This window comes from Streptomyces sp. NPDC086023 (genome assembly GCF_044540325.1).
Classification (GTDB): Bacteria; Actinomycetota; Actinomycetes; order Streptomycetales; family Streptomycetaceae; genus Streptomyces.
Genome location: NZ_JBITRX010000002.1, coordinates 237,559 through 256,714 on the forward strand (window position 1 = coordinate 237,559; position 19,156 = coordinate 256,714).

At 75.9% G+C, this 19,156-nt stretch carries 15 protein-coding genes and 3 pseudogenes; 12 read left to right on the top strand and 6 right to left on the bottom strand.

Annotation, left to right across the window (positions count from 1 at the left end; all coding sequences use genetic code 11):
- Positions 1 to 25: 25 nt before the first annotated feature.
- From ACIF6F_RS04395 to ACIF6F_RS04405, 3 genes and pseudogenes are all read right to left on the bottom strand, one after another.
- On the bottom strand, positions 26 to 1,642 hold the full coding sequence (locus ACIF6F_RS04395; RefSeq protein WP_399941077.1) for an alpha/beta hydrolase: 1,617 nt from the start codon (positions 1,640 to 1,642) through the stop codon (positions 26 to 28).
- 136 nt (positions 1,643 to 1,778) lie between these two features.
- Positions 1,779 to 2,306 (bottom strand): annotated as a pseudogene (locus tag ACIF6F_RS04400) (radical SAM protein); the annotation flags it as partial.
- A gap of 149 nt (positions 2,307 to 2,455) precedes the next feature.
- Positions 2,456 to 2,644 (bottom strand): annotated as a pseudogene (locus ACIF6F_RS04405) (helix-turn-helix domain-containing protein); the annotation flags it as partial.
- A 194-nt stretch (positions 2,645 to 2,838) separates the two neighbouring features.
- Between ACIF6F_RS04405 and ACIF6F_RS04410 the strand changes: the two are divergent.
- Positions 2,839 to 2,991, top strand: coding sequence for a hypothetical protein (locus ACIF6F_RS04410; protein WP_399941080.1), 153 nt, complete (start codon positions 2,839 to 2,841; stop codon positions 2,989 to 2,991).
- Positions 2,988 to 3,185 carry a hypothetical protein gene (locus ACIF6F_RS04415; RefSeq protein ID WP_399941083.1) on the top strand — a complete coding sequence of 66 codons (198 nt, stop codon included), beginning with the start codon at positions 2,988 to 2,990 and terminating at the stop codon, positions 3,183 to 3,185. Before ACIF6F_RS04410 ends, ACIF6F_RS04415 begins: the two co-directional genes overlap by 4 nt.
- A gap of 126 nt (positions 3,186 to 3,311) precedes the next feature.
- Here the strand turns inward: ACIF6F_RS04415 and ACIF6F_RS04420 are convergent.
- Positions 3,312 to 3,488, bottom strand: a pseudogene (locus ACIF6F_RS04420) (radical SAM protein); the annotation flags it as partial.
- A 449-nt stretch (positions 3,489 to 3,937) separates the two neighbouring features.
- Between ACIF6F_RS04420 and ACIF6F_RS04425 the strand changes: the two are divergent.
- The 6 genes from ACIF6F_RS04425 (at position 3,938) to ACIF6F_RS04450 (ending at position 11,796) form a co-directional block, all read left to right on the top strand.
- On the top strand, positions 3,938 to 4,384 hold the full coding sequence (locus ACIF6F_RS04425) for an SRPBCC family protein (protein WP_399941086.1): 447 nt from the start codon (positions 3,938 to 3,940) through the stop codon (positions 4,382 to 4,384).
- Between the two features lie 262 nt (positions 4,385 to 4,646).
- Positions 4,647 to 5,480 (top strand): M55 family metallopeptidase, encoded by an 834-nt coding sequence (locus ACIF6F_RS04430; RefSeq protein WP_399941088.1) that lies wholly within the window; start codon positions 4,647 to 4,649, stop codon positions 5,478 to 5,480.
- A gap of 1 nt (position 5,481) precedes the next feature.
- Positions 5,482 to 6,846 carry a M20/M25/M40 family metallo-hydrolase gene (locus ACIF6F_RS04435; protein WP_399942131.1) on the top strand — a complete coding sequence of 455 codons (1,365 nt, stop codon included), beginning with the start codon at positions 5,482 to 5,484 and terminating at the stop codon, positions 6,844 to 6,846.
- Between the two features lie 34 nt (positions 6,847 to 6,880).
- Complete coding sequence (locus tag ACIF6F_RS04440) at positions 6,881 to 8,920, top strand: prolyl oligopeptidase family serine peptidase (RefSeq protein WP_399941091.1); 2,040 nt, start codon at positions 6,881 to 6,883, stop codon at positions 8,918 to 8,920.
- Between the two features lie 149 nt (positions 8,921 to 9,069).
- On the top strand, positions 9,070 to 9,603 hold the full coding sequence (locus ACIF6F_RS04445) for a GNAT family N-acetyltransferase (RefSeq protein ID WP_399942133.1): 534 nt from the start codon (positions 9,070 to 9,072) through the stop codon (positions 9,601 to 9,603).
- Between the two features lie 222 nt (positions 9,604 to 9,825).
- On the top strand, positions 9,826 to 11,796 hold the full coding sequence (locus tag ACIF6F_RS04450) for a DUF5107 domain-containing protein (protein ID WP_399941094.1): 1,971 nt from the start codon (positions 9,826 to 9,828) through the stop codon (positions 11,794 to 11,796).
- 65 nt (positions 11,797 to 11,861) lie between these two features.
- Here the strand turns inward: ACIF6F_RS04450 and ACIF6F_RS04455 are convergent, their stop codons facing one another.
- Positions 11,862 to 12,701 (bottom strand): methyltransferase domain-containing protein, encoded by an 840-nt coding sequence (locus ACIF6F_RS04455; RefSeq protein WP_399941097.1) that lies wholly within the window; start codon positions 12,699 to 12,701, stop codon positions 11,862 to 11,864.
- A gap of 209 nt (positions 12,702 to 12,910) precedes the next feature.
- Here ACIF6F_RS04455 and ACIF6F_RS04460 point away from each other — a divergent pair, with 209 nt between their 5' ends.
- From ACIF6F_RS04460 to ACIF6F_RS04470, 3 genes are all read left to right on the top strand, one after another.
- Positions 12,911 to 13,483 (top strand): TIGR03086 family metal-binding protein, encoded by a 573-nt coding sequence (locus ACIF6F_RS04460; protein ID WP_399941099.1) that lies wholly within the window; start codon positions 12,911 to 12,913, stop codon positions 13,481 to 13,483.
- 164 nt (positions 13,484 to 13,647) lie between these two features.
- Positions 13,648 to 14,865, top strand: a complete 1,218-nt coding sequence (locus ACIF6F_RS04465; protein WP_399942135.1) for an aminotransferase class I/II-fold pyridoxal phosphate-dependent enzyme — start codon at positions 13,648 to 13,650, stop codon at positions 14,863 to 14,865.
- Between the two features lie 64 nt (positions 14,866 to 14,929).
- Positions 14,930 to 15,964, top strand: coding sequence for an MBL fold metallo-hydrolase (locus ACIF6F_RS04470; RefSeq protein ID WP_399941102.1), 1,035 nt, complete (start codon positions 14,930 to 14,932; stop codon positions 15,962 to 15,964).
- Positions 15,965 to 16,033: 69 nt separating this feature from the next.
- Here ACIF6F_RS04470 and ACIF6F_RS04475 read toward each other — a convergent pair whose 3' ends face one another.
- Positions 16,034 to 17,089, bottom strand: a complete 1,056-nt coding sequence (locus ACIF6F_RS04475; protein ID WP_399941105.1) for a MerR family transcriptional regulator — start codon at positions 17,087 to 17,089, stop codon at positions 16,034 to 16,036.
- A gap of 104 nt (positions 17,090 to 17,193) precedes the next feature.
- On the opposite strand from ACIF6F_RS04475, the gene ACIF6F_RS04480 reads away from it, so the two are divergent.
- A complete protein-coding gene (locus tag ACIF6F_RS04480; RefSeq protein ID WP_399941108.1) occupies positions 17,194 to 18,741 on the top strand; it encodes an alpha/beta hydrolase in 1,548 nt (515 codons plus the stop codon).
- The last annotated feature ends 415 nt before the right edge of the window (positions 18,742 to 19,156 follow it).

Consider the following 19,156-nt stretch of genomic DNA (forward strand, 5'->3'; position numbering starts at 1 on the left):
TCCGTACGCGCCGCGCAGCGGACCGTCAGCCGCGGAAGCCCAGCAGGCCGTGGAGCGCGGTGCCGTGGGCGGCGGGGGCGGCGGCGCGGGTGGCCGGGGCCGGCTTCGGCTCCGGCTGGGCCGGGCACGCGGCGTCCACCGGACCCGCCTCGCGCGCACCGTAGAGCGCGTCCGCCTCGCGGGTGCCGGCCGCCGCCCGCGGCACCGTGCCGTCCGTCAGGTACGCGACCAGGTGGCGGTCCAGGCAGGCGTTGCCGCTGAGCGAGATGCCGTGGTTGCCGCCGCCCTCCTCCACCACCAGCGCCGAGCCCGCCAGCCGCTGCCGCATCGCCACCGCGCCCGCGTACGGGGTCGCGGCGTCCTCCGTGGCCTGGAGCAGCAGGGCGGGCGGCAGCTGCGCGTTCGTGACGTCCGGCAGCTCCAGCGGCTCGGTGCGCCAGAACGCGCAGGGGGCGTTGTACCAGGCGTTGTTCCAGGTCATGAAGGGCGCCTTGGCGTGGGTGCGCCACATGTCCCGCCGCCACTCGCTCCACTTCCGGGGCCAGGCCGAGTCACGGCACTGCACGGCGCTGTACACGCTGTAGCTGTTGCCCGCGGCCGGGTCCACCGCGCCGAAGCGCTCGTACGCGGCCACCAGCGGCTTGGTGTCCCGGTCGCGCACGTACGCGGAGAAGGCCTCCGCCAGGTTCGGCCAGTAGCCGTTGAAGTAGCCGCCCGGCAGGTAGGTGTCCTCCAGCTCCGACGGGCCCACCTTGCCCCCGGCCGGCTCCGTGCGCAGCGCGGCGCGCATCCGGTACCAGGCCCGCTCGACCGCCGCCGGGTCCGTGCCGAGGCCGTACCGGTCGTCGTACTTCGCCACCCACGCCAGGAACGACTTGTGCCGGGCGTCGAAGGCCAGGTCCTGCGCCAGGTTGTCCTCGTACCAGACCCCGCCCGGGTCCACCACCGAGTCCAGCACCAGCCGCTGCACCCGCTCCGGGTACAGCCTGGCGTAGACCGCGCCGAGGAAGGTGCCGTACGAGTAGCCGAAGTACGAGATCCGCTCCGCGCCCAGCGCCCGGCGCACCAGGTCCATGTCGCGGGCGGCGCTCACCGTCCCGATGTGCGGCAGCACGTCACCGTGCTTCTCCTGGCACTCGCGGGCGAAGGCGGCGGCGCGGTCCAGGTTGGCCCGCTCGTCCGCCGCCGTGAGCGGTACCGAGTCCGGACGGACCGGCGCGAAGTGCCCCTGGCCGCAGTTGAGCGCCGGCTGGCTCTGGCCCACGCCGCGCGGGTCGAAGCCGATCACGTCGTAGCTCTCGGCCACCGCCTTGGGCAGGGCCGACGCGACGAAGCCGGCCAGGGTACGGCCGCTGCCGCCCGGTCCGCCCGGGTTGACCAGCAGCGGTCCCCGGAAGGTCTTGCCGGTGTGCGGGACCCGGGTCAGGGCCAGGGTGATCAGGCGGCCGGCGGGCTGTGCGTGGTCCAGCGGCACGCCCAGGGTGGCGCACTGGAGGGTCGGGTAGCGGGCGGTCGCACAGCTCTTCCAGGTCAGGGCCTCCGCCTTGGGCACGGGACTGGCCCCGGCCGGCGGGACGGCCGCCGCCACCGTGGCGCTCAGCACGGTGGCGAGGGACATCAGGACTGCTGCGCGCTTCTTCATGGGGCCTCCCGAGCCGCTGGGTCTGGGCGGAATCGTCGCGGAATCGTCCCTGATATTCCGGCCGGAAGGCGTGACTGTGCTGACTATTGGCCCGATTTGATGATGCTTCAGGGTATTCGTATGGAGATCGCGGCCCCTACAGGAGGGTGAGCTGGGTGGGTTCGGCCGCCTCGCGCTCGGGCGCGGGCGCCGGGGGCGCGATCCGCCGGGCGGCGCCCCGCCGGGCCGGTCCGATGCCGAATTCGGCGGCCGGTTCGTGCACTTGGCGGGTGATCCGGCGCTGGTACCAGGTGGGCGCGTAGGCGCCGCCCGCGTACAGCTGTTCGTACGCGCGGACCAGGCCCGGGTGGTGGGCGGCGAGCCAGGACATGAACCACTCCCGGGCCCCCGGCCGCAGATGGAGTACCAGGGGTGTCACGGACCCGGCGCCCGACTCGGCGATCGACCGCACGGTGCGGCGCAGCTGCTCGGGGGAGTCGCCGAGGAAGGGGATCACCGGCGCCATCAGCACCCCGACGCCGATCCCGTGCCCGGTCAGGGTGCGTACGGCGGCCAGCCGGGCCTCGGGCGAGGGCGTGCCCGGCTCCACGGTGCACCACAGGCCCGCGTCGGTGAAGCCGACCGAGACGGACACGCCGACGTCCGTGACCTCGGCGGCCTGCCGGCCTCCCAGGCCTCCGCTGACGGCCCGCCGGACAGCCGGGCGGCGAATCCTGCGCTGAGGAGATCTGAGGCGACGACAGGGGCTATGGCGGCCCCGGCTGCGTCGGTGAGGAACTCGCGTCGGTCCACTTGGCCTTCCAGGACAGCTAGGGGAACGTCGAGCGTGGCGGACAGCGCGGCGAGGTAGAACGCGCCGGGCGTGACCTTGGAACGCTCCCAGTTGCTCACGTACTCCCGTGTCAGCGTCGTGCCATACGCCTTGTTGATCGCTGAAGCTAGCCGCCCCTGGCTCCATCCGCGAGCCCTGCGGAGATCCCTGATCAGCTCTCCGAGTTCCATGCCGCCAGCGTGCCACCACGGATGCCACTTGACAGCCCCCTTTCCCGCCGTCGGCCCGGGTTGCCACTACGGATCCCACTAGTTGGCGACGCTGACCGGCGGGACGATCGCGGACACCAGCGAGCGCGAAGGGGTACCCGATGGCGGCGGCGACGAAGGTATGGCGGCAGGTGCCGCAGAGGGATCCGTTCCCGATGCCGGACCCTGATCCTGTGCCCGGCTGCGACGTCTGCGCCGCGCTGGCGGAGCAGCGGGTGGAGGCCTACCGGCTGCGGGACCTCTCGGGGGTCACGGACGCCAACGTGGAGATCCGGCAGCACCCGCACCCCGAGCGGGCCGACCGGTGATCTCCGGGGAGGACATCGGCCACCGCGTGGAGGACGTGTACGGGCGCGTCGGCATCCTCCGCGACTTCATGCCCGAGTGGGAGAACCCGGCGGAGCCGCCGGACCAGCGACGCAAGATCCCTATGGCGTTCTTATGGCCCGAAGGTGGGGGGCGGGAATGGATGATGCAGGCCGGAGACGTCTGGCTTGCCTAGTGCTGTGACCGGGACGGCGCGGCTCGGGGACATGAGCCCTGGTCGGCACACAACCCCCGTGTGCCGGCCAGGGCTTCCGCTGTCCAGGGGTTGGCAGCGGGTCCGTTGTGAGACGCTGCACTACGGGCAGGCGTGGGAGCAGCCCCGGTACGGGTTGACCGTCCATTCGAACGGCATGCGAGAGGCCCCCGGCACCCGGTTGACGACCGACCGGGCGCCCACCTCGTGGACGGTGATCCCGCGGAACTCGGGGGTGTCGAAGGTACGGGTGACCACCTCGGCGGTGCCGAAGAGCGCGGCCGGCGGGCCGGCGGGCGGGGATCCGCCGGGTGCGGGAGCAGGTGCGGGTGAAGGTCCGGGTGCAGGCGCAGGCGCAGGTGCGGGTCCGGGCCCAGGTCCCGGTACGGGCTCGGCGGTCCCCGCCCCCGCCGGAGCGGGCGCGACCGGCCGTGCCGCCGGCTCCGCGGTGCGGTCGTCCGCCGTGTCGCGCGAGTGCGCGAGATGGTCCCAGCGCATGGCGCCTCCCCCGGGTAGCTCGGGGCGAGAATAGAACAAGTGTTCCCATGATCGTGCGCGTCCGCACCCCGGCGGGCATCCGGCCAGGCCCCGGGCACGCGGGCCCCGTACCGCCCCCCCGGCCCGGCGGGGCACCGCCGACCCCCGATTTGGCCGCCCCCAGCCGAGGTGGTTGGCTTGCCGCCGACGCGAAGTCGATCGATCACCACTGCTGCACGACTGCTGGAGGAACAGGTATGGCGCAGGTCGAGGCCACCACGGAGCGGATCATCCAGGCCGACGCGGACACCGTGTTCGACGCGCTGGCCGACTACACCGGCACCCGCTCCAAGCTCCTCCCGGAGCACTTCAGCGAGTACGAGGTGCGCGAGGGCGGCGACGGCGAGGGCACCCTGGTCCACTGGAAGCTCCAGGCCACCAGCAAGCGCGTGCGCGACTGCCTGCTGGAGGTCACCGAGCCCACCGACGGCCAGCTCGTCGAGAAGGACCGCAACTCCTCGATGGTCACCACGTGGACCGTCACCCCCGCCGGCGAGGGCAGCTCCCGCGTCGTGGTCACCACCGTCTGGAACGGCGCCGGCGGCATCGGCGGCTTCTTCGAGCGGACCTTCGCCCCCAAGGGCCTGGGCCGGATCTACGACGCCGTGCTCGCCAACCTCGCCCAGGAGACCGAGAAGGCCTGAACCCGGCCTGTGCTCCCCGGGCCCGGGCCCGGCCCCGCCGTGTGACCGCGCGGCGGCGCGTTGACGCCGCCCCGGCTCACCGGATCGGGTGGTCCGCGCGGCCCGTCGGGACCTTTCGTCCCGACGGGCCGCCGTCGTTCCCTGGGCCCCCGCAGAGCCCCTGGATACGCTGGGGGACCGGCGCTCCGCGCGGTCACCCCCGCGGCGGGCGCCCCGGGCAGCGACCCGCCCGCGCCACCAGCCGCGACCCACCGGGGGCACGATGAAGATCCTCATCTCCGCCGACATGGAAGGCGCCACCGGCGTCACCTGGCCCGCCGACGTGCTGCCCGGCACCCCCCAGTGGGAACGCTGCCGGGCCCTGTTCACCTCGGACGTGAACGCCGCCGCCCTCGGCTTCTTCGACGGAGGCGCCGACGAGGTCCTCGTCAACGAGGCGCACTGGACCATGCGCAACCTGCTCCTCGAACGGCTCGACGAGCGGATCCAGATGCTCACCGGCCGCCACAAGTCCCTCTCGATGGTCGAGGGCGTCCAGCACGGCGACGTCGACGGCATCGCCTTCGTCGGCTACCACACCGGCGCCGGCACCGAGGGCGTCCTCGCCCACACCTACCTCGCCAACTCCATCACCGGCGTCTGGGTCGACGGTGTCCGCGCGAGCGAGGGCCGGCTCAACTCCCTGGTCGTCGCCGAGTACGGGGTCCCCGTCGTGCTGGTCACCGGTGACGACCTCACCTGCGCCGACGCGCTCCACTACGCGCCGGGCGCCCGTACCGTCGCCGTCAAGGACCACGTCTCCCGGTACGCCGCCGTCTGCCGCACCCCCGCCCGCACCGCCGCCGACATCCGGGCCGCCGCCAAGGAGGCCACGGCCCTGGCCGTGCGCCACGAACCGCGCGCGGACGGCCCCTTCACCGTCGAGGTCGAGTTCGACGCGGAGCACCTGTCCGCCGCCGCGACCGTCGTCCCCGGCGTGGCGAGGGCCGGCGAGCGCCGGATCGCGTACACCAGCGGGACGATGTACGAGGGGATTCGCACGTTCAAGGCCGTCACGACGATCGTCTCGGCCGCGGTGGAGGAGCAGTATGGCTGACATGAAACCCGCACAGCAGACCGGCGGGCCCGCCGGGGAACCCGGTCCCGTCGACCAGCGCGCCCTGGCCGAGGTCGTCGAGTTCACCTCCGACCTCATCCGCATCGACACCACCAACCGCGGCGGCGGCGACTGCCGCGAGCGCCCCGCCGCCGAGTACGCCGCCGAGCGCCTGGCCGGCGCCGGCCTCGAACCGGTCCTGCTGGAGCGCACCCCGGGCCGCACCAACGTGGTCGCCCGCCTCGCCGGCACCGACCCGGACGCCCCCGCCCTGCTCGTCCACGGCCACCTGGACGTCGTACCCGCCGAGGCCGCCGACTGGACCGTGGACCCCTTCTCCGGCGAGGTCAGGGACGGGGTGGTCTGGGGCCGGGGCGCCGTCGACATGAAGAACATGGACGCGATGGTCCTGGCCGTCGTCCGGGCCTGGGCGCGCGCCGGGGTCCGGCCCCGCCGCGACCTCGTCATCGCCTTCACCGCCGACGAGGAGGACAGCGCCGTCGACGGCTCCGGCTTCCTCGCCGACCGTCACCCCGGCCTCTTCGAGGGCTGTACGGAGGGCCTGAGCGAGTCCGGCGCCTTCACCCTGCACACCGGCGACGGCCTGTCCCTCTACCCGATCGCCGCCGGCGAGCGGGGCACCGCCTGGCTGAAGCTCACCGCGCACGGCACCGCGGGCCACGGCTCCAAGCCCAACCGCGCCAACGCCGTCAGCCGCCTCGCCGCCGCCGTCACCCGCATCGGCGACCACGAGTGGCCGGTCCGGCCGACCGCAACCGTACGGGCCGCCCTCGCCGAACTCGCCGCGCTGTACGGCGTGGACGCCGATCCGCACGCCCCCGGTTTCGACCCCGAGCCCCTCCTCGGCAAGCTCGGCCCCGAGGCCGCCGCCCTGGTGTCCGCCACCCTCCGCAACAGCGCCAACCCGACCATGCTCCAGGCCGGCTACAAGCTCAACGTCATCCCCGGCACCGCCACCGCCCACGTCGACGGCCGCGTCCTGCCCGGCGGCGAGGACGAGTTCCGCACCACCCTCGACCGGCTCACCGGACCCGACGTGGACTGGGAGTACCACCACCGCGAGGTGCCCCTCGAAGCGCCCGTCGACTCGCCCACGTACGCCGTCCTGCGCGCCGCCGTCGAGCGCTTCGACCCGGACGCCCGCGTCGTGCCCTTCTGCATGGCCGGCGGCACCGACGCCAAGCAGTTCTCCCGCCTGGGCATCACCGGCTACGGCTTCTCCCCGCTGAAGCTGCCGCCCGGCTTCGACTACTGGTCGCTCTTCCACGGCGTCGACGAGCGCGTCCCCGTGGAGGCCCTGCACTTCGGCGTCCGGGTCCTCGACCACGCGCTGCGCTCGCTGTAACGCCCCCGCCCGGCTGGAGAGAGACGTACACGACATGGTGCCCACCGGACCGTACGGCGGCTGGCCCTCGCCCATCGACGCCGCACTCGCCGCCTCCCACGACGGCCGCCCCGAATACCTCGGGACGGTCGGCGACGAGGTGTGGTGGACGGCGCCCAGGCCCGCCGAGCAGGGCCGCCGCGCCCTGGTGCGGCGCCGCGTCGGGCCGCTCGGCACCGCCGTCGAGGAGTCGGTGCTCCCGCCGCCGTGGAACGTCCGCAGCCGGGTCGTCGAGTACGGCGGGTCCCCCTGGGCCGCCGTGCCCCGCCCGGCCGGCGGCCCCCTCGTGGTCTTCGTCCACTTCGCCGACCAGCGGCTGTACGCGTACGAGCCCGACGCCCCCGGCGCCCCGCCCCGCCCGCTGACCCCCCTCTCGCCCGTCGGCTGCGGGCTGCGCTGGGCCGACCCGGTACTGCGGCCGGAGCACGGCGAGGTGTGGTGCGTGCTGGAGGAGTTCACCGGCCCCGGGCCCACCGAGGTGCGCCGGGTGATCGCGGCCGTACCGCTGGACGGCTCCGCCGCGGCCGACCGGACCGCCGTACGCGAACTCACCGACGGCAGGCACCGGTTCACCACCGGGCCCCGGGTCGCCCCGGACGGGCGGCGGGCGGCCTGGCTCGTCTGGGACCACCCCCGGATGCCCTGGGACGGCAGCGAGCTGAAGGTCGCCGAGGTCACCGGGAACGGCGAGCTGACCCGCGTACGCACCGTGCTCGGCGGCCCCGAGGAGTCCGTGGCGCAGGCCGACTGGACCGCCGACGGCACCCTCCTCGCCGTCAGCGACCGCGGCGGCTGGTGGAACCCCTACCGGGTGGACCCCGACGCCCCCGAGGGTTCGGGCGGCAAGGCCGTCAACCTCTGCCCCCGGGAGGAGGAGTTCGGCGGGGCGCTGTGGAAGACCGGGCTGCGCTGGTTCGCCCCGCTCGGGGGTCCCTCCCCGGCCGAAGGCTCCGGGGGAGGGGGACTGATCGCCGTCCTGCACGGCCAGGGCTCGTCCGTGCTCGGCGTCCTCGACCCCGAGACCGGGGACCTCGTCGACGCCGCCGGCCCCTGGACCTCCTGGTGCCCCACCCTCGCCGTGCACGGCACCCGGGTCGTCGGCGTCGCCGCCAGCCCGCGCAGCGGCTACGAGGTGGTGGAGCTCGACACCTCCACCGGCCGCACGCGCGTCATCGGCGCCCGCGCCGCCGACCCCGTCGACCCGGCCTACTACCCGGAACCGCAGAGCCGCACCTTCACCGGACCCGACAGCCGCGAGATCCACGCCCACGTCTACCCGCCCCACAACCCCGGCCGGGCCGCGCCCGCCGACGAGCTGCCGCCGTACGTGGTGTGGGCGCACGGCGGCCCCACCGACCACGTCGAGCCCGTACTCGACCTGCACATCGCCTACTTCACCTCGCGGGGCATCGGCGTGGCCGAGGTCAACTACGGCGGCTCCACCGGCTACGGGCGGGCCTACCGCGAACGGCTGCGCGAGCAGTGGGGCGTGGTCGACGTGGAGGACTGCGCCGCCGTCGCCCGTGCGCTGGCCGCCGAGGGCACCGCCGACCCGGCCCGGCTCGCCATCCGCGGCGGCAGCGCGGGAGGCTGGACCGCCGCCGCCTCCCTGGCCGCCACCGACGTGTACGCCTGCGGCACGATCAAGTACCCGGTGCTCGACCTCGTCGGCATCGCCGACGAGACCCACGACATGGAGTCCCAGTACCTCACCGGGCTCGCCGGACCGCCCGAGACGCTGGCCGTGCGCTGCCGGGAACGCTCCCCGCTGGCCCGCGCCGATCGCATCCAGGTGCCCTTCCTGCTGCTCCAGGGCCTCGACGACGCCGTCTGCCCGCCCGCACAGGCCGAGCGCTTCCTCGCCCGGATGCGCGGCCGGCGGGTGCCGCACGCCTACCTCGCCTTCGAGGGGGAGGGCCACGGCTTCCGGCGGGCCGAGACCATGGTGCGCGCCCTGGAGGCCGAACTGTCCCTGTACGTCCAGGTCTTCGGCATCGACCGGGACGACGTCCCCCCGCTGGAGCTCGGCACGTGAGCAGTGAGAACGACCGCGGGACCGGCCCTGAGGGCGACCGCGGGCACGACCGCGAGGGCACCCGCGGGCACGACGGCGACGGCACCGGCGGGCACGACCACGGCACCGGCGGGCACGACGGCGCCAAGGTCCTCGCCGAGGGGCCGCGCGTGGTGCTCCGCCCCTACCGGCTGGACGACGGGCCCGAGTTCACCGCACGGGTCCGCGAGAGCCGGGACCTGCACCGCCCGTGGCTCTTTCCGCCGGAGACCCCGGAGGCGTACGAGCCCTACGCGACCCGGATGATCGAGGACGACACCCGGGCCGGGTTCCTCGTGTGCGACCGGGTGACCGGGACGGACGGCGCCGCGGCCGCCGGCCCCATCGCCGGCTTCGTCAACGTCAACAACATCGTGCGCGGCGGCTTCCAGTGCGGTGCGCTCGGCTACGGCGCCTTCGCGCACGCCGCCGGCCGGGGGCTGTTCGCCGAGGCCATGGACCTCGTCGTCGGCTACGCCTTCGGGCCCCTGGGACTGCACCGGCTGGAGGCCAACATCCAGCCAGGCAACGCGCCGTCGATCGCCCTGGTGCGCGGCCGCGGCTTCCGGCTGGAGGGGTTCTCGCCCGATTTCCTGCGCATCGACGGCGCGTGGCGCGACCACGAACGCTGGGCCCTCACCCGGGAGATGACCGGCGCGGGGTGAGCGGCCGGCATCCCGCCCGGTCCCGCGGGCATTCCGCCCGGTCCCGCCTGCATTCCGCCCGGTCCCCGCAGGCGCCGGTCCGCCGCCGCTGGTCCGTACCTGCGCCCGGTTTTGCCCAATCCTTGCGTGATGATCCCCTGGTGGCGTCGCCACGGGGCGTGTTCGATGAACTCCGGGGGGTGCGCCGGCGTGTGGCGTGCCGCACACGAAGGTGGGGTTTCCTTGGCCACGACCGTCCGACGCGCCGTACTGACGCTGCCCGCGGCCCCGCTGGGGCCGGAGAACCCGCTGCCCGCGCTGCGGACCCTCGACGAGGCGCACGTCCTCGACGAGCGCTCCCGCGAGGGACTGCCGCGCGAGATGGCCCGCCAGATCGGGTACGCCCCGCTGCGCGGAGTCCTGCCGACGCGCGTCCTCGACGGATACGGGCGCGAGCGGTCGGAGCGGGAGTTCGAGGCGGTCGTCATCGAGAACGCCCGGCTGCGGGTCACCGTGCTGCCCGAACTCGGCGGGCGCGTCTACTCCCTGGCCGAGAAGACCCCCGACGGGGTCGAGCGGGAACTGCTCTACCGCAACCCGGTCTTCCAGCCCGCCGCCTTCGCGCTCAACGGGGCCTGGTTCTCCGGCGGCATCGAGTGGAACATCGGCGCCACCGGCCACACCACGCTGTCCTGCGCGACGCTGCACACCGCGCTGGTCCCGGCCCCCGACGGCGGCACGATGCTCCGCATGTGGGAATGGGAGCGGCTGCGCGACCTGCCCTTCCAGGTGGACCTCTGGCTCCCCGAGGACTCCGCCTTCCTGTACGCCGGGGTCCGCGTGCGCAACCCGCACGAGCGGCCCGCCCCCGTGTACTGGTGGTCCAACATCGCCGTGCCCGAGCACGAGGGCACCCGCGTCCTCGCCCCCGCCGACGAGGCCTGGCGGTTCGGCTACGAGCGCACCCTGAGCCGCATCCCGGTCCCGGAGTGGAAGGGCGCGGACCGCACGTACCCGCTGCGCGGCGAGTACCCGGCCGACTACTTCTACGAGCTGCCCGACGGCACCCGCCCCTGGATCGCCGCCCTCGGCGAGGACGGCCGGGGCCTGGTGCAGACCTCCACCGCCGCCCTGCGCGGTCGCAAGCTGTTCGTCTGGGGCTCCGGCACCGGCGGCCGGCGCTGGCAGGAGTGGCTCACCGAGCCCGGCACCGGCGGCTACGCCGAGATCCAGGCCGGCCTGGCCCGCACCCAGCTGGAGCACGTGAAACTGGCGGCCGGAGGCGAGTTCAGCTGGCTGGAGGCGTACGGGCCGCTCGCCGCCGACCCGGACGCGGTGCACGGCGACGACTGGGCCCGGGCCCGCGAGGAGACCGGCGCCAAGCTGGCCGCTGCGCTGCCCCGGGCCGCGGTCGAAGCGGCGTACGAGGCCTGGCGCCCGTACGCCGATCACGAGCCGGGGGAGCGCTGGGTGACCGGCTCCGGCTGGGGCGCGCTGGAGGTGGTGCGCGGCGGCCTGAAGCTGCCCGGCACGCCCTTCGAGGAGGACGGCCTGGGCGAGCAGCAGACGCCCTGGCTGGAACTGCTGCGCACCGGCGCCTTCCCGGTGCCGCGGCGGGTGGTGCCGCCCGGGCCGAGCCTGGTCGCCCCGCACTGGCGGGACATGCTGGAGACCGCCCCGGCCGACCCGCTCACCGAGTACCACCTCGGGGTGGCTCAGTGGCACGCCGGGGACGTGGCGCAGGCGGTGCGCAGCTGGGAGCGCGGGCTGGAGCTGGCGCCCTCCCGCTGGCCGCTGCTGCGCTGCCTGGCCGTGGCCGACGAACTGGCCGGGGACGCGGAGCGGGCCGCCGACCGGTACGCCGAGGCCTTCGAGGACCTGTGCGAGGAGTGCCGGGGCGGCGAGGCGTGGACCGCGGCGCTGACGGCGCTGGGCCGGGAGGCGCTGGCGGCCCTGCTCGCCGCCGCGCGGCCGGAGGGGGCGCGGGCGGTGTGGGACCGGCTGCCGGCCGCGGTCCGTGCCCGCGGGCGCTTCCGGCTGCTGGAGTCCCGGCTGCTGCTGGCGGAGGGCGACATTGCGGGCGCCCGCGCCGTGTTCGACGCGGGCTTCGAGGTGGCCGACCTGCGCGAGGGCGACACCGCCGTGTCCGACCAGTGGTCGCGCCTCACCGACGCCCCGGTCCCGGCCCGCTACGACTTCCGGATGCGTCCCTGAGGGGCCGGGGTGCGACGGGCCGGTCCGGTCCGGGGTCCGGGCCGGCCACCCGCGCCGGCCCCGGGTCACACCCGGCAGAGGATCTCGCCGTTCAGGACCGAGAACCAGGCGTCGGGCGCCGCGGCCCACTCGTGCCACGCGGCCGCGACCTCCGCCAGGCCCTCCCGGGTGGTGTGGCCGCCGGCGACCGCCAGGTCCGCGTACGACGAGGCGGTCGTCCGGTCCGCCCACAGCCCGCTCCACCAGGCCCGCTCCTCCGGCGTGGCGTAGCACCACGCGCTGGCCGAGGCCCTGATGTCCGCGTCCGCGAAGCCGGCCGCCCGCGCCCACGACAGCAGCCGCCGCCCGGCGTCGGGCTCGCCCCCGTTGGCCCGCGCCACCCGGTCGTACAGCCGCTGCCACCCCCGCAGCCCCGGCACCTCGGGGAACCAGGTCATGGCCGCGTAGTCCGCGTCCCGCGCCGCGACGACCCCGCCCGGGCGGCAGACCCGGCGCATCTCCCGCAGCGCCCCCACCGGGTCGGACACGTGCTGCAGCACCTGGTGGGCGTGGACCACGTCGAAGCTGTCGTCGGGGAAGTCCAGCGCGTGCACGTCGGCCGTCGCGAACTCCACGTTCGTCAGACCCCGTTCGGCCGCGAACGCCCGCGCCGAGTCCAGCACGCCCGCGGCGGCGTCCACCGCCGTGACCCGCCCCGGCGCCACCAGCTCCGCCAGGTCCGCGGTGATCGTGCCCGGCCCGCAGCCCACGTCCAGCAGGGCCAGGCCCGGCCGCAGCTCCCCGGTCAGATAGGCGGCCGAGTTGGCGGCGGTGCGCCAGCGGTGCGAGCGCAGCACCGACTCGTGGTGGCCGTGCGTGTAGGTGGCGGACTCTGCGGCGCCCCGATGCGGCGTGCTGGCGGACATGGCGGCAACTCCCTTGTTCCTCCGTGCTTTCCCGGTCGCTCACCACTGTAGGGATCATGTCGCACTTTGAGATGCGCGTTTCACCATGTGGACACGAGGCAAGCGGCACAAGGGGTTCGGCTCGACCGGTGGCAGGGTTCCGGCGGGCCGAGGACAGTGGGCGAAGAAGGGGGCGCAAGGGAGGGGGGCGGGAGAGGACGGTGGCCGTGATGGCCGAACCCCTGCTGGACCGGCACGCCGATGCCCTGAAGCTCTTCGGCGGACTCGTGCACGCCGTGCGTCCCGATCAGTGGGACGCGTCCACGCCCTGCACCGAGTGGACCGTGCGCGACCTGATCAACCACGTCACCGGCGAGCAGCTGTGGATCCCCCCGCTGGTCTCCGAGGGCCGCACCGTCGCCGACGTCGGCGACGCCCTCTCCGGCGACCTGCTCGGCGACGACCCGGCCGCCGCGTGGGACCGCGCCGCCGAGGGGGCCTCCGCCGCCCTCGCCGAGCCCGGCGCCCTGGAGCGCACCGTGCAGCTGTCGTACGGGCCGGCCAAGGGGGCCGCGTACTGCTCCGAGCTGACCGCGGACACCGTGGTGCACGCCTGGGACCTCGCCCGGGGCATCGGGGCCGACGACCGGCTCCCGGTCGACCTGGTCGAGTTCTCCCTCAAGGAGGTCATGCCGTACGCGGGCACCCTCGCCGACAGCGGGATGTACGCCCCGCCCCTGGACATCCCCCCGGGCGCCGACGCGCAGACCCGGCTGCTGGCGCTGCTGGGCCGCCAGGCCTGAGGCGCCCCGGCCCCCCCGGCGTGCCCCGCCCCCGGGTCTGACCCGGTTTCCCGAATAAAGGGGCGGAACCGGGCAAACCTCCGTATAAAGGTGGGCGGAGGATGAGGCGCGAGGACCAGGGCGTGGAGACCAGGCGCGACGACGCGGAAGGGGCGGTGACGGTCATGCGGCGGACGGCGGCGGAAGGCCGAGGCCCCGTCCGGTACGGGCCGCCCGCCCCCGAACCCGGCCTGCCCGCCCTCCCCGAACTGACCGCCGTCCTGGCCGCCGCCGCGGACCGCTCCGATCCCGAACCGCCGGGCGGGGGCGAGCCCGTACGGGAGGCCGCGTGCGGGTACTGGGAGCGCCGCGGCCTCTTCGCGGGCCCCGGCCAGGTGGCCGCGGCGCCCGGCGCGCCCGCCCTGCTGGTCGCGCTCCTCGGGGCGTACGGCGGCGACGTGCTGATGCCCCGCCCCTGCCCCGCCTGGTGGACCCCGCAGGTCCGGCTGCTGGGACGGCGGGCGTACCACGTGCCCACCCCCGCCGAATGCGGGGGAGTCCCCGACCCGTACGCGCTGCTGGAGACCGTACGCCGGGTCCGCGCCGAGGGCGGCGACCCCCGGCTGGTGATGCTGTCCGTGGCCGACGACCCCACCGCCACCGTCGCCCCGCCCGAGGTGCTCCGCGAGGCCTGCGAGGCGGCCGTCTCCGAAGGGCTCCACCTGCTCAGCGACGAGACCTGGCGCGACACCCTGCACCGCCCGCAGGAGACGGTGCTGTTCAGCCCCGCCGAGATGTGCCCCGAGCAGGTCACCGTCCTGACCGACCTCGGCGGATCCCTGCTGCCGCCCGGCTGGCCCGCCGCCCTCGCCCGCTTCCCCGGCACCCCCCAGGGCGCGCGGCTGCGGGCCCGCACCCTCGACCGGCTCGCCGCCACCGGCGCCTTCCTCGCCGCCCCCGTCGCCGCGGCCGCCGCCCACGCCCTCACCGAACCCGAGGCCGTCGCCTCCCGCGCCCGCCGGGCGGCCACCCTGCACGGCCACGTCGCCACCGCCCTGCACGCCGCCCTGCTGCGCGCCGGCGCCCTCGCCCGGCCCCCGCAGGCGGGCCGCCACCTCTACGCCGACCTCACCCCGCTACGGCCCGGACTCGCCCGGCACGGCATCGGCGACGCCATGGAACTGGAGGACCACCTCGGCACCCGGCTCGGCACCCCCACCCCCGGCGGCCAGCGCTTCGGCGACGACCTCGGCGCCCCACGCGTCCGGCTGGCCACCGGCCCGCTGCTCGGCTCCACCGAGGAGGAGCGGCTCGCCGCCCTCGCCGCCGCCGATCCGCTGGCCCTGCCCCATGTGGCACGCGCCCTGAGCACCTTCGGATCGGTGCTCGCCGAACTGGAGTGACGGCACGGACCGGCGGGGCAGCGCCCCGACTCGCCAGGAACCGCCCGCGAATGGAGTCGCACCGATGACGGAACAGACGGAACGGACCGTGCGCACCACCCCGCCCGCGCGCCCGGCGCAGCCCGTCCGCCCCGCGCCCGGAGTCCGCCCGCCCGGCGAACACCGCACCTGGCCCCGGTCCTTCGCCGACCGCCTCACCGCACCCCTGCCCGGCGTGCGGGGCTTCGCCCGGCTGGCCCGCGAGGGCGCGTTCCGACCCACCGCCGAGGCCCTGAGCGGCATCCCCGACCTGCCCTTCGCCCCCGAACCGCTGCCCCCCGCCACCGGCACGGTCACCGTCACCTGGGCCGGCCACGCGAGCTGGGTGATCAGGGCCGGCGGCCTGACCGTGCTCACCGACCCGGTGTGGTCCCGCCGCATCCTCGGCACCCCCGCCCGGATGACCCCCGTCGGGGTCCGCTGGGAGGACCTGCCGCCGGTGGACGCGGTGGTGATCAGCCACAACCACTACGACCACCTCGACGTCCCCACCCTGCGCCGACTGCCGCGCGACACCCACCTGTTCGTCCCGGCCGGCCTCGGCCGCTGGTGCCGGCGCCGCGGGTTCACCCGGGTCACCGAGCTGGACTGGTGGGAGGCCGTCGAACTCGGCGGCGTGCGCTTCGACTTCGTACCGGCGCACCACTGGTCCAAACGCACGCTGTTCGACACCTGCCGCAGCCTGTGGGGCGGCTGGGTGCTCACCGACACGTGCACCGGCCACCGGGTCCACTTCGCGGGGGACACCGGCTACGGCCACTGGTTCGCGGAGATCGGGCGCCGCTTCCCCGGCATCGACCTGGCCCTGCTGCCGATCGGCGCGTACGCCCCGCGGTGGTGGCTGCGCGACGTGCACGCCGATCCCGAGGAGGCCGTACAGGCCCACCTCGACCTGGGCGCGGCCCGGATGGCGCCGATGCACTGGGCCACCTTCGTGCTGTCGGCCGAGCCCGTACTCGAACCGCTCACCCGGCTCCGCGCCGCCTGGGCCCGTGCGGAGCTGCCCCCGGACGCCCTCTGGGACCTCCCCATCGGCGGCTCCCGGGCGCTGCCCGCCTGAGGCCGGGGCAGGCCGCGGGTCGGGCCGGATCAGGCCGGGGCAGGCCGATCAGGCGCGGGGCCGGCCGGGTCAGGTGAGGGCCGACGCCGTGCGGCCGGCCCGTGCCCGCGCGGGAGCGGCCTCAGCGACGGGCTCGGTCCCCGCCAAGTCCCCACGTCCCGGGGTGTGTTCCGGGTCGTGCTCCGTGCCGAGGGCCGCCAGCAGCCAGTCGTGGCACCCCCCGGGCGTGGGTGCCGGGCGGGTGCCGGGCGGGGTGAGCACCCCGGACACCAGCTCCCAGTAGCCGTCGAGCCGCGGGTCGGCGGCCAGCCGGCCGGCCAGCACCCGCCGGAAGCCGGGCGTGTCACGGGTGCCGGACGCACTCGCGTACGCGGCCACGAAACAGTCCAGCGCCTCGCCGGGCCGCGGCTCGCGGTCCCTGAGCAGCTGGGCGCCCGCGAGCTCGTACGCCTCGGCCAGGCCCCCGTACAGCACCGCGGCCTCGCGGGCGCCGACGGACCGGTGCGCCTCGGGCCGGCACGGCCGGCCACCGGTGCAGGGGGCCGACGCGAACGCGTACAACCGGGCGAAGGCCAGTACCTGGGCCGGCGCCGGATCGTCCGGCGGCTGGGGCACGGCCAGTTCGAGGAACGCGGAGGCCGCCGGTGCCGACATGCGCGGCGGCAGCCAGGCGCGCCAGAAGCGGGCCAGCGGTGCCGTGTTCGGCGAGGCGCTCACGGCGCCCAACAGCCGCAGCCGTTCGGCCCGTTCCCCCGGCGGGCTCTCGTGCACCAGCCGCAGCGCCGCCTCCCGCCAGCGCAACGCCTTGAGCTGCGATCCGAGTTCGCGCAGGTGGCCGGCGACCGCGTCCTCCAGGACACCGCCGGTGGCGCCCGCCGCACCCGCGCCCTCGTCCTCCTCCAGTACCCGCCGCACCTCGGCGACGGGCAGGCCCAGCGCGCGCAGCGAGCGGATCAGCTCCAGCCGGCCCACGGCCTCGGGGCCGTACCTGCGGTGCCCTCCCGCACTGCGGGCGGCCTCCGGCAGCAGGCCGCTGTCGGAGTAGAAGCGGACGGACTTGACGGTGGTGCCGGCCCGCTCGGCGAGCTCTCCGATGCTGCACAGACCGTCGTGGGACGAGAACACTTGAACCTCCCTCTGGGGGAGTTATTACCGTACCGGCGAGCGCGGACGAACGACCTGACGACCGATCGGGTCCGCGCGGACGAGACGTACGTGGGGAGAGGGCCATGACCGTATTCATCCTGGTGTCCGGCGTGTTCACCGGCGGGCACGTCTGGGAGCGGACCGCCGAGCGGCTCACCGCCGCAGGTGCGACGGCCCACGCGGTGACGCTCACCGGCATGACCGGCCCGGAGCCCACGGGGGTGGCTCCGGCCCGGGAGGCGCGGGACACGGACCTGGAGACGCACATCGCGGACGTGGTCCGGGCCATCGACGCGGTCCCCGCGGACGCGGCGGGCGACGGGGTCGTGCTGGTCGGCCACGACTACGGCATCCATCCGGCGGTCGGCGCCGCCGACCGGCGCGCCGACCGCGTCCGCCGGGTCGTGTACCTCGACTCCGGCATGCCGGCGGACGGCGTGGCCGCCCTGGCGGCGGTTCCGGACCGGGCGCGCGAGGAGCTCGTGCGCCGGGCCGGCGAGGGGACCGCCGGACCGCTGGCCCCGCCGGCGGGCCCCGAGGAGTGGCAGCGCTGGGGCAGCACCGCGGGCGTCCCCGCGGCGGCCCTGGACCGGCTCACCGCCCTGGCCGCGCCGCAGCCGGCGGGCACCCTCCTCCAGCCGCTCGTCCTGACCGGCGCGGTGAAGGGGGTACCGACCACCGGCGTCCTCTGCACGCTCAACGGGCCGGACATCGCGATGCTGGAGGCCCTGGTGGGCTTCGGCGAGCCCGCCCTGCAGGCCCTCGTCGACCCGCGGGTGACGTTCTTCGAGCTGCCGACCGGCCACTGGCCGATGCTGTCCTGCCCCGACGAGGTGGCCGACGTCCTGCTGGCCGCCGCTGCCGACGAGGGCCACCGGCTCACCCCGGCGGCCGCCGAAGCCCCCGGACACCTGCGGCCCTTCGCCCTGGACGTACCGGAGCGGCCGCGCGAGCGGCACGGCAACGTCGACCTCCACCTGCCCGACGCGGCCGACGGCCGGGCCGCCCCGCTCCCCGCGGTGGTGATCATCCACGGCGGGCCGGTGTCCGCGGAGACGCAGCCCACGCCGCGCGACTGGCCGACGATCGGCGGGTACGCCCGCCTCGCCGCCGACCACGGGGTCGTCGGCGTCACGCTCGACCACCGGCTGCACGACCTCGCCGACTTCGAGCGCGCGGCCGCGGACGTCGCCGCCGCGGTGGAATTCGTACGGGCCGACCCGCGGGTCGACGGCGACCGGATCGCCCTGTGGTTCTTCTCGGGCGGCTCGCCGATGAGCGCCGACTGGCTCGGGGCGCCGCCGGCCTGGCTGCGCTGCCTGGCCGCCACGTACCCGGTGATGGACCCGCTGCCGGGCTGGGGCCTCGCGGACAGCCGGTTCCACCCGGCGCGCGCCCTGCCCGCCGCGGGCGACCTGCCGGTCGTGCTGACCCGGGCGGGCCTCGAACAGCCGGTGATCCTGGAGACGGTCGACGCGTTCCTGGCCGCCGCCGAGGAGTGCGGGGCCCGCGTGGAGGTGGTCGAGGTGCCGAACGGCCACCACGGGTTCGAGACCCTCGACCCGACCGACGAGTCCCGCGACGCGATCCGCCGCTCGATGGCCGCCGTGCTGGCCCACCTGAAGGCCTGACGGCCCGACCGCCCCCGAGACCGGCCCGGCCGGCCCCCGCCGCGCACTCGGCGGGGCCGGCCGGGCCCAGGGGCGGGCCGGCCCCTGGGCGTTGCGGGCCCACGGGCGTGGCGGCCCACGGACGTGCCGGGCCCCGGGCGTGGCGCGCGGTGGGGCGGCGTGTGGCGGAGCCTGCCGTGCCGGGCCGTCGGGGCGGTCGGGCAGGCGGGCCCGGCGTCACCGGGCCCGTGGCCACAGCCGGTCGGCCCCGCGGCCAGGCCGCGGCCCGCCCGGCGGACGCGCCCGGCCGCGCAGCCCGCACCTGCCGGGCCCGGTTGGCGGGGCGGATCCCACCCGGCCCGCATCTGCCGGGCCCGGTTGGCGGGGCGGATCCCACCCGGCCCGCCTCTGCCGTGCCGGTCGGCGGGGCGGATCC

Bases quoted from the DNA above. Each gene is read 5' to 3' on its own strand.
- ACIF6F_RS04395 (WP_399941077.1), bottom strand. From the start codon at position 1,642: ATGAAGAAGCGCGCAGCAGTCCTGATGTCCCTCGCCACCGTGCTGAGC.
- ACIF6F_RS04410 (WP_399941080.1), top strand. From the start codon at position 2,839: ATGCCGGACCCTGATCCTGTGCCCGGCTGCGACGTCTGCGCCGCGCTG.
- ACIF6F_RS04425 (WP_399941086.1), top strand. From the start codon at position 3,938: ATGGCGCAGGTCGAGGCCACCACGGAGCGGATCATCCAGGCCGACGCG.
- ACIF6F_RS04430 (WP_399941088.1), top strand. From the start codon at position 4,647: ATGAAGATCCTCATCTCCGCCGACATGGAAGGCGCCACCGGCGTCACC.
- ACIF6F_RS04435 (WP_399942131.1), top strand. From the start codon at position 5,482: ATGAAACCCGCACAGCAGACCGGCGGGCCCGCCGGGGAACCCGGTCCC.
- ACIF6F_RS04440 (WP_399941091.1), top strand. From the start codon at position 6,881: ATGGTGCCCACCGGACCGTACGGCGGCTGGCCCTCGCCCATCGACGCC.
- ACIF6F_RS04455 (WP_399941097.1), bottom strand. From the start codon at position 12,701: ATGTCCGCCAGCACGCCGCATCGGGGCGCCGCAGAGTCCGCCACCTAC.
- ACIF6F_RS04460 (WP_399941099.1), top strand. From the start codon at position 12,911: ATGGCCGAACCCCTGCTGGACCGGCACGCCGATGCCCTGAAGCTCTTC.
- ACIF6F_RS04465 (WP_399942135.1), top strand. From the start codon at position 13,648: ATGCGGCGGACGGCGGCGGAAGGCCGAGGCCCCGTCCGGTACGGGCCG.
- ACIF6F_RS04470 (WP_399941102.1), top strand. From the start codon at position 14,930: ATGACGGAACAGACGGAACGGACCGTGCGCACCACCCCGCCCGCGCGC.
- ACIF6F_RS04480 (WP_399941108.1), top strand. From the start codon at position 17,194: ATGACCGTATTCATCCTGGTGTCCGGCGTGTTCACCGGCGGGCACGTC.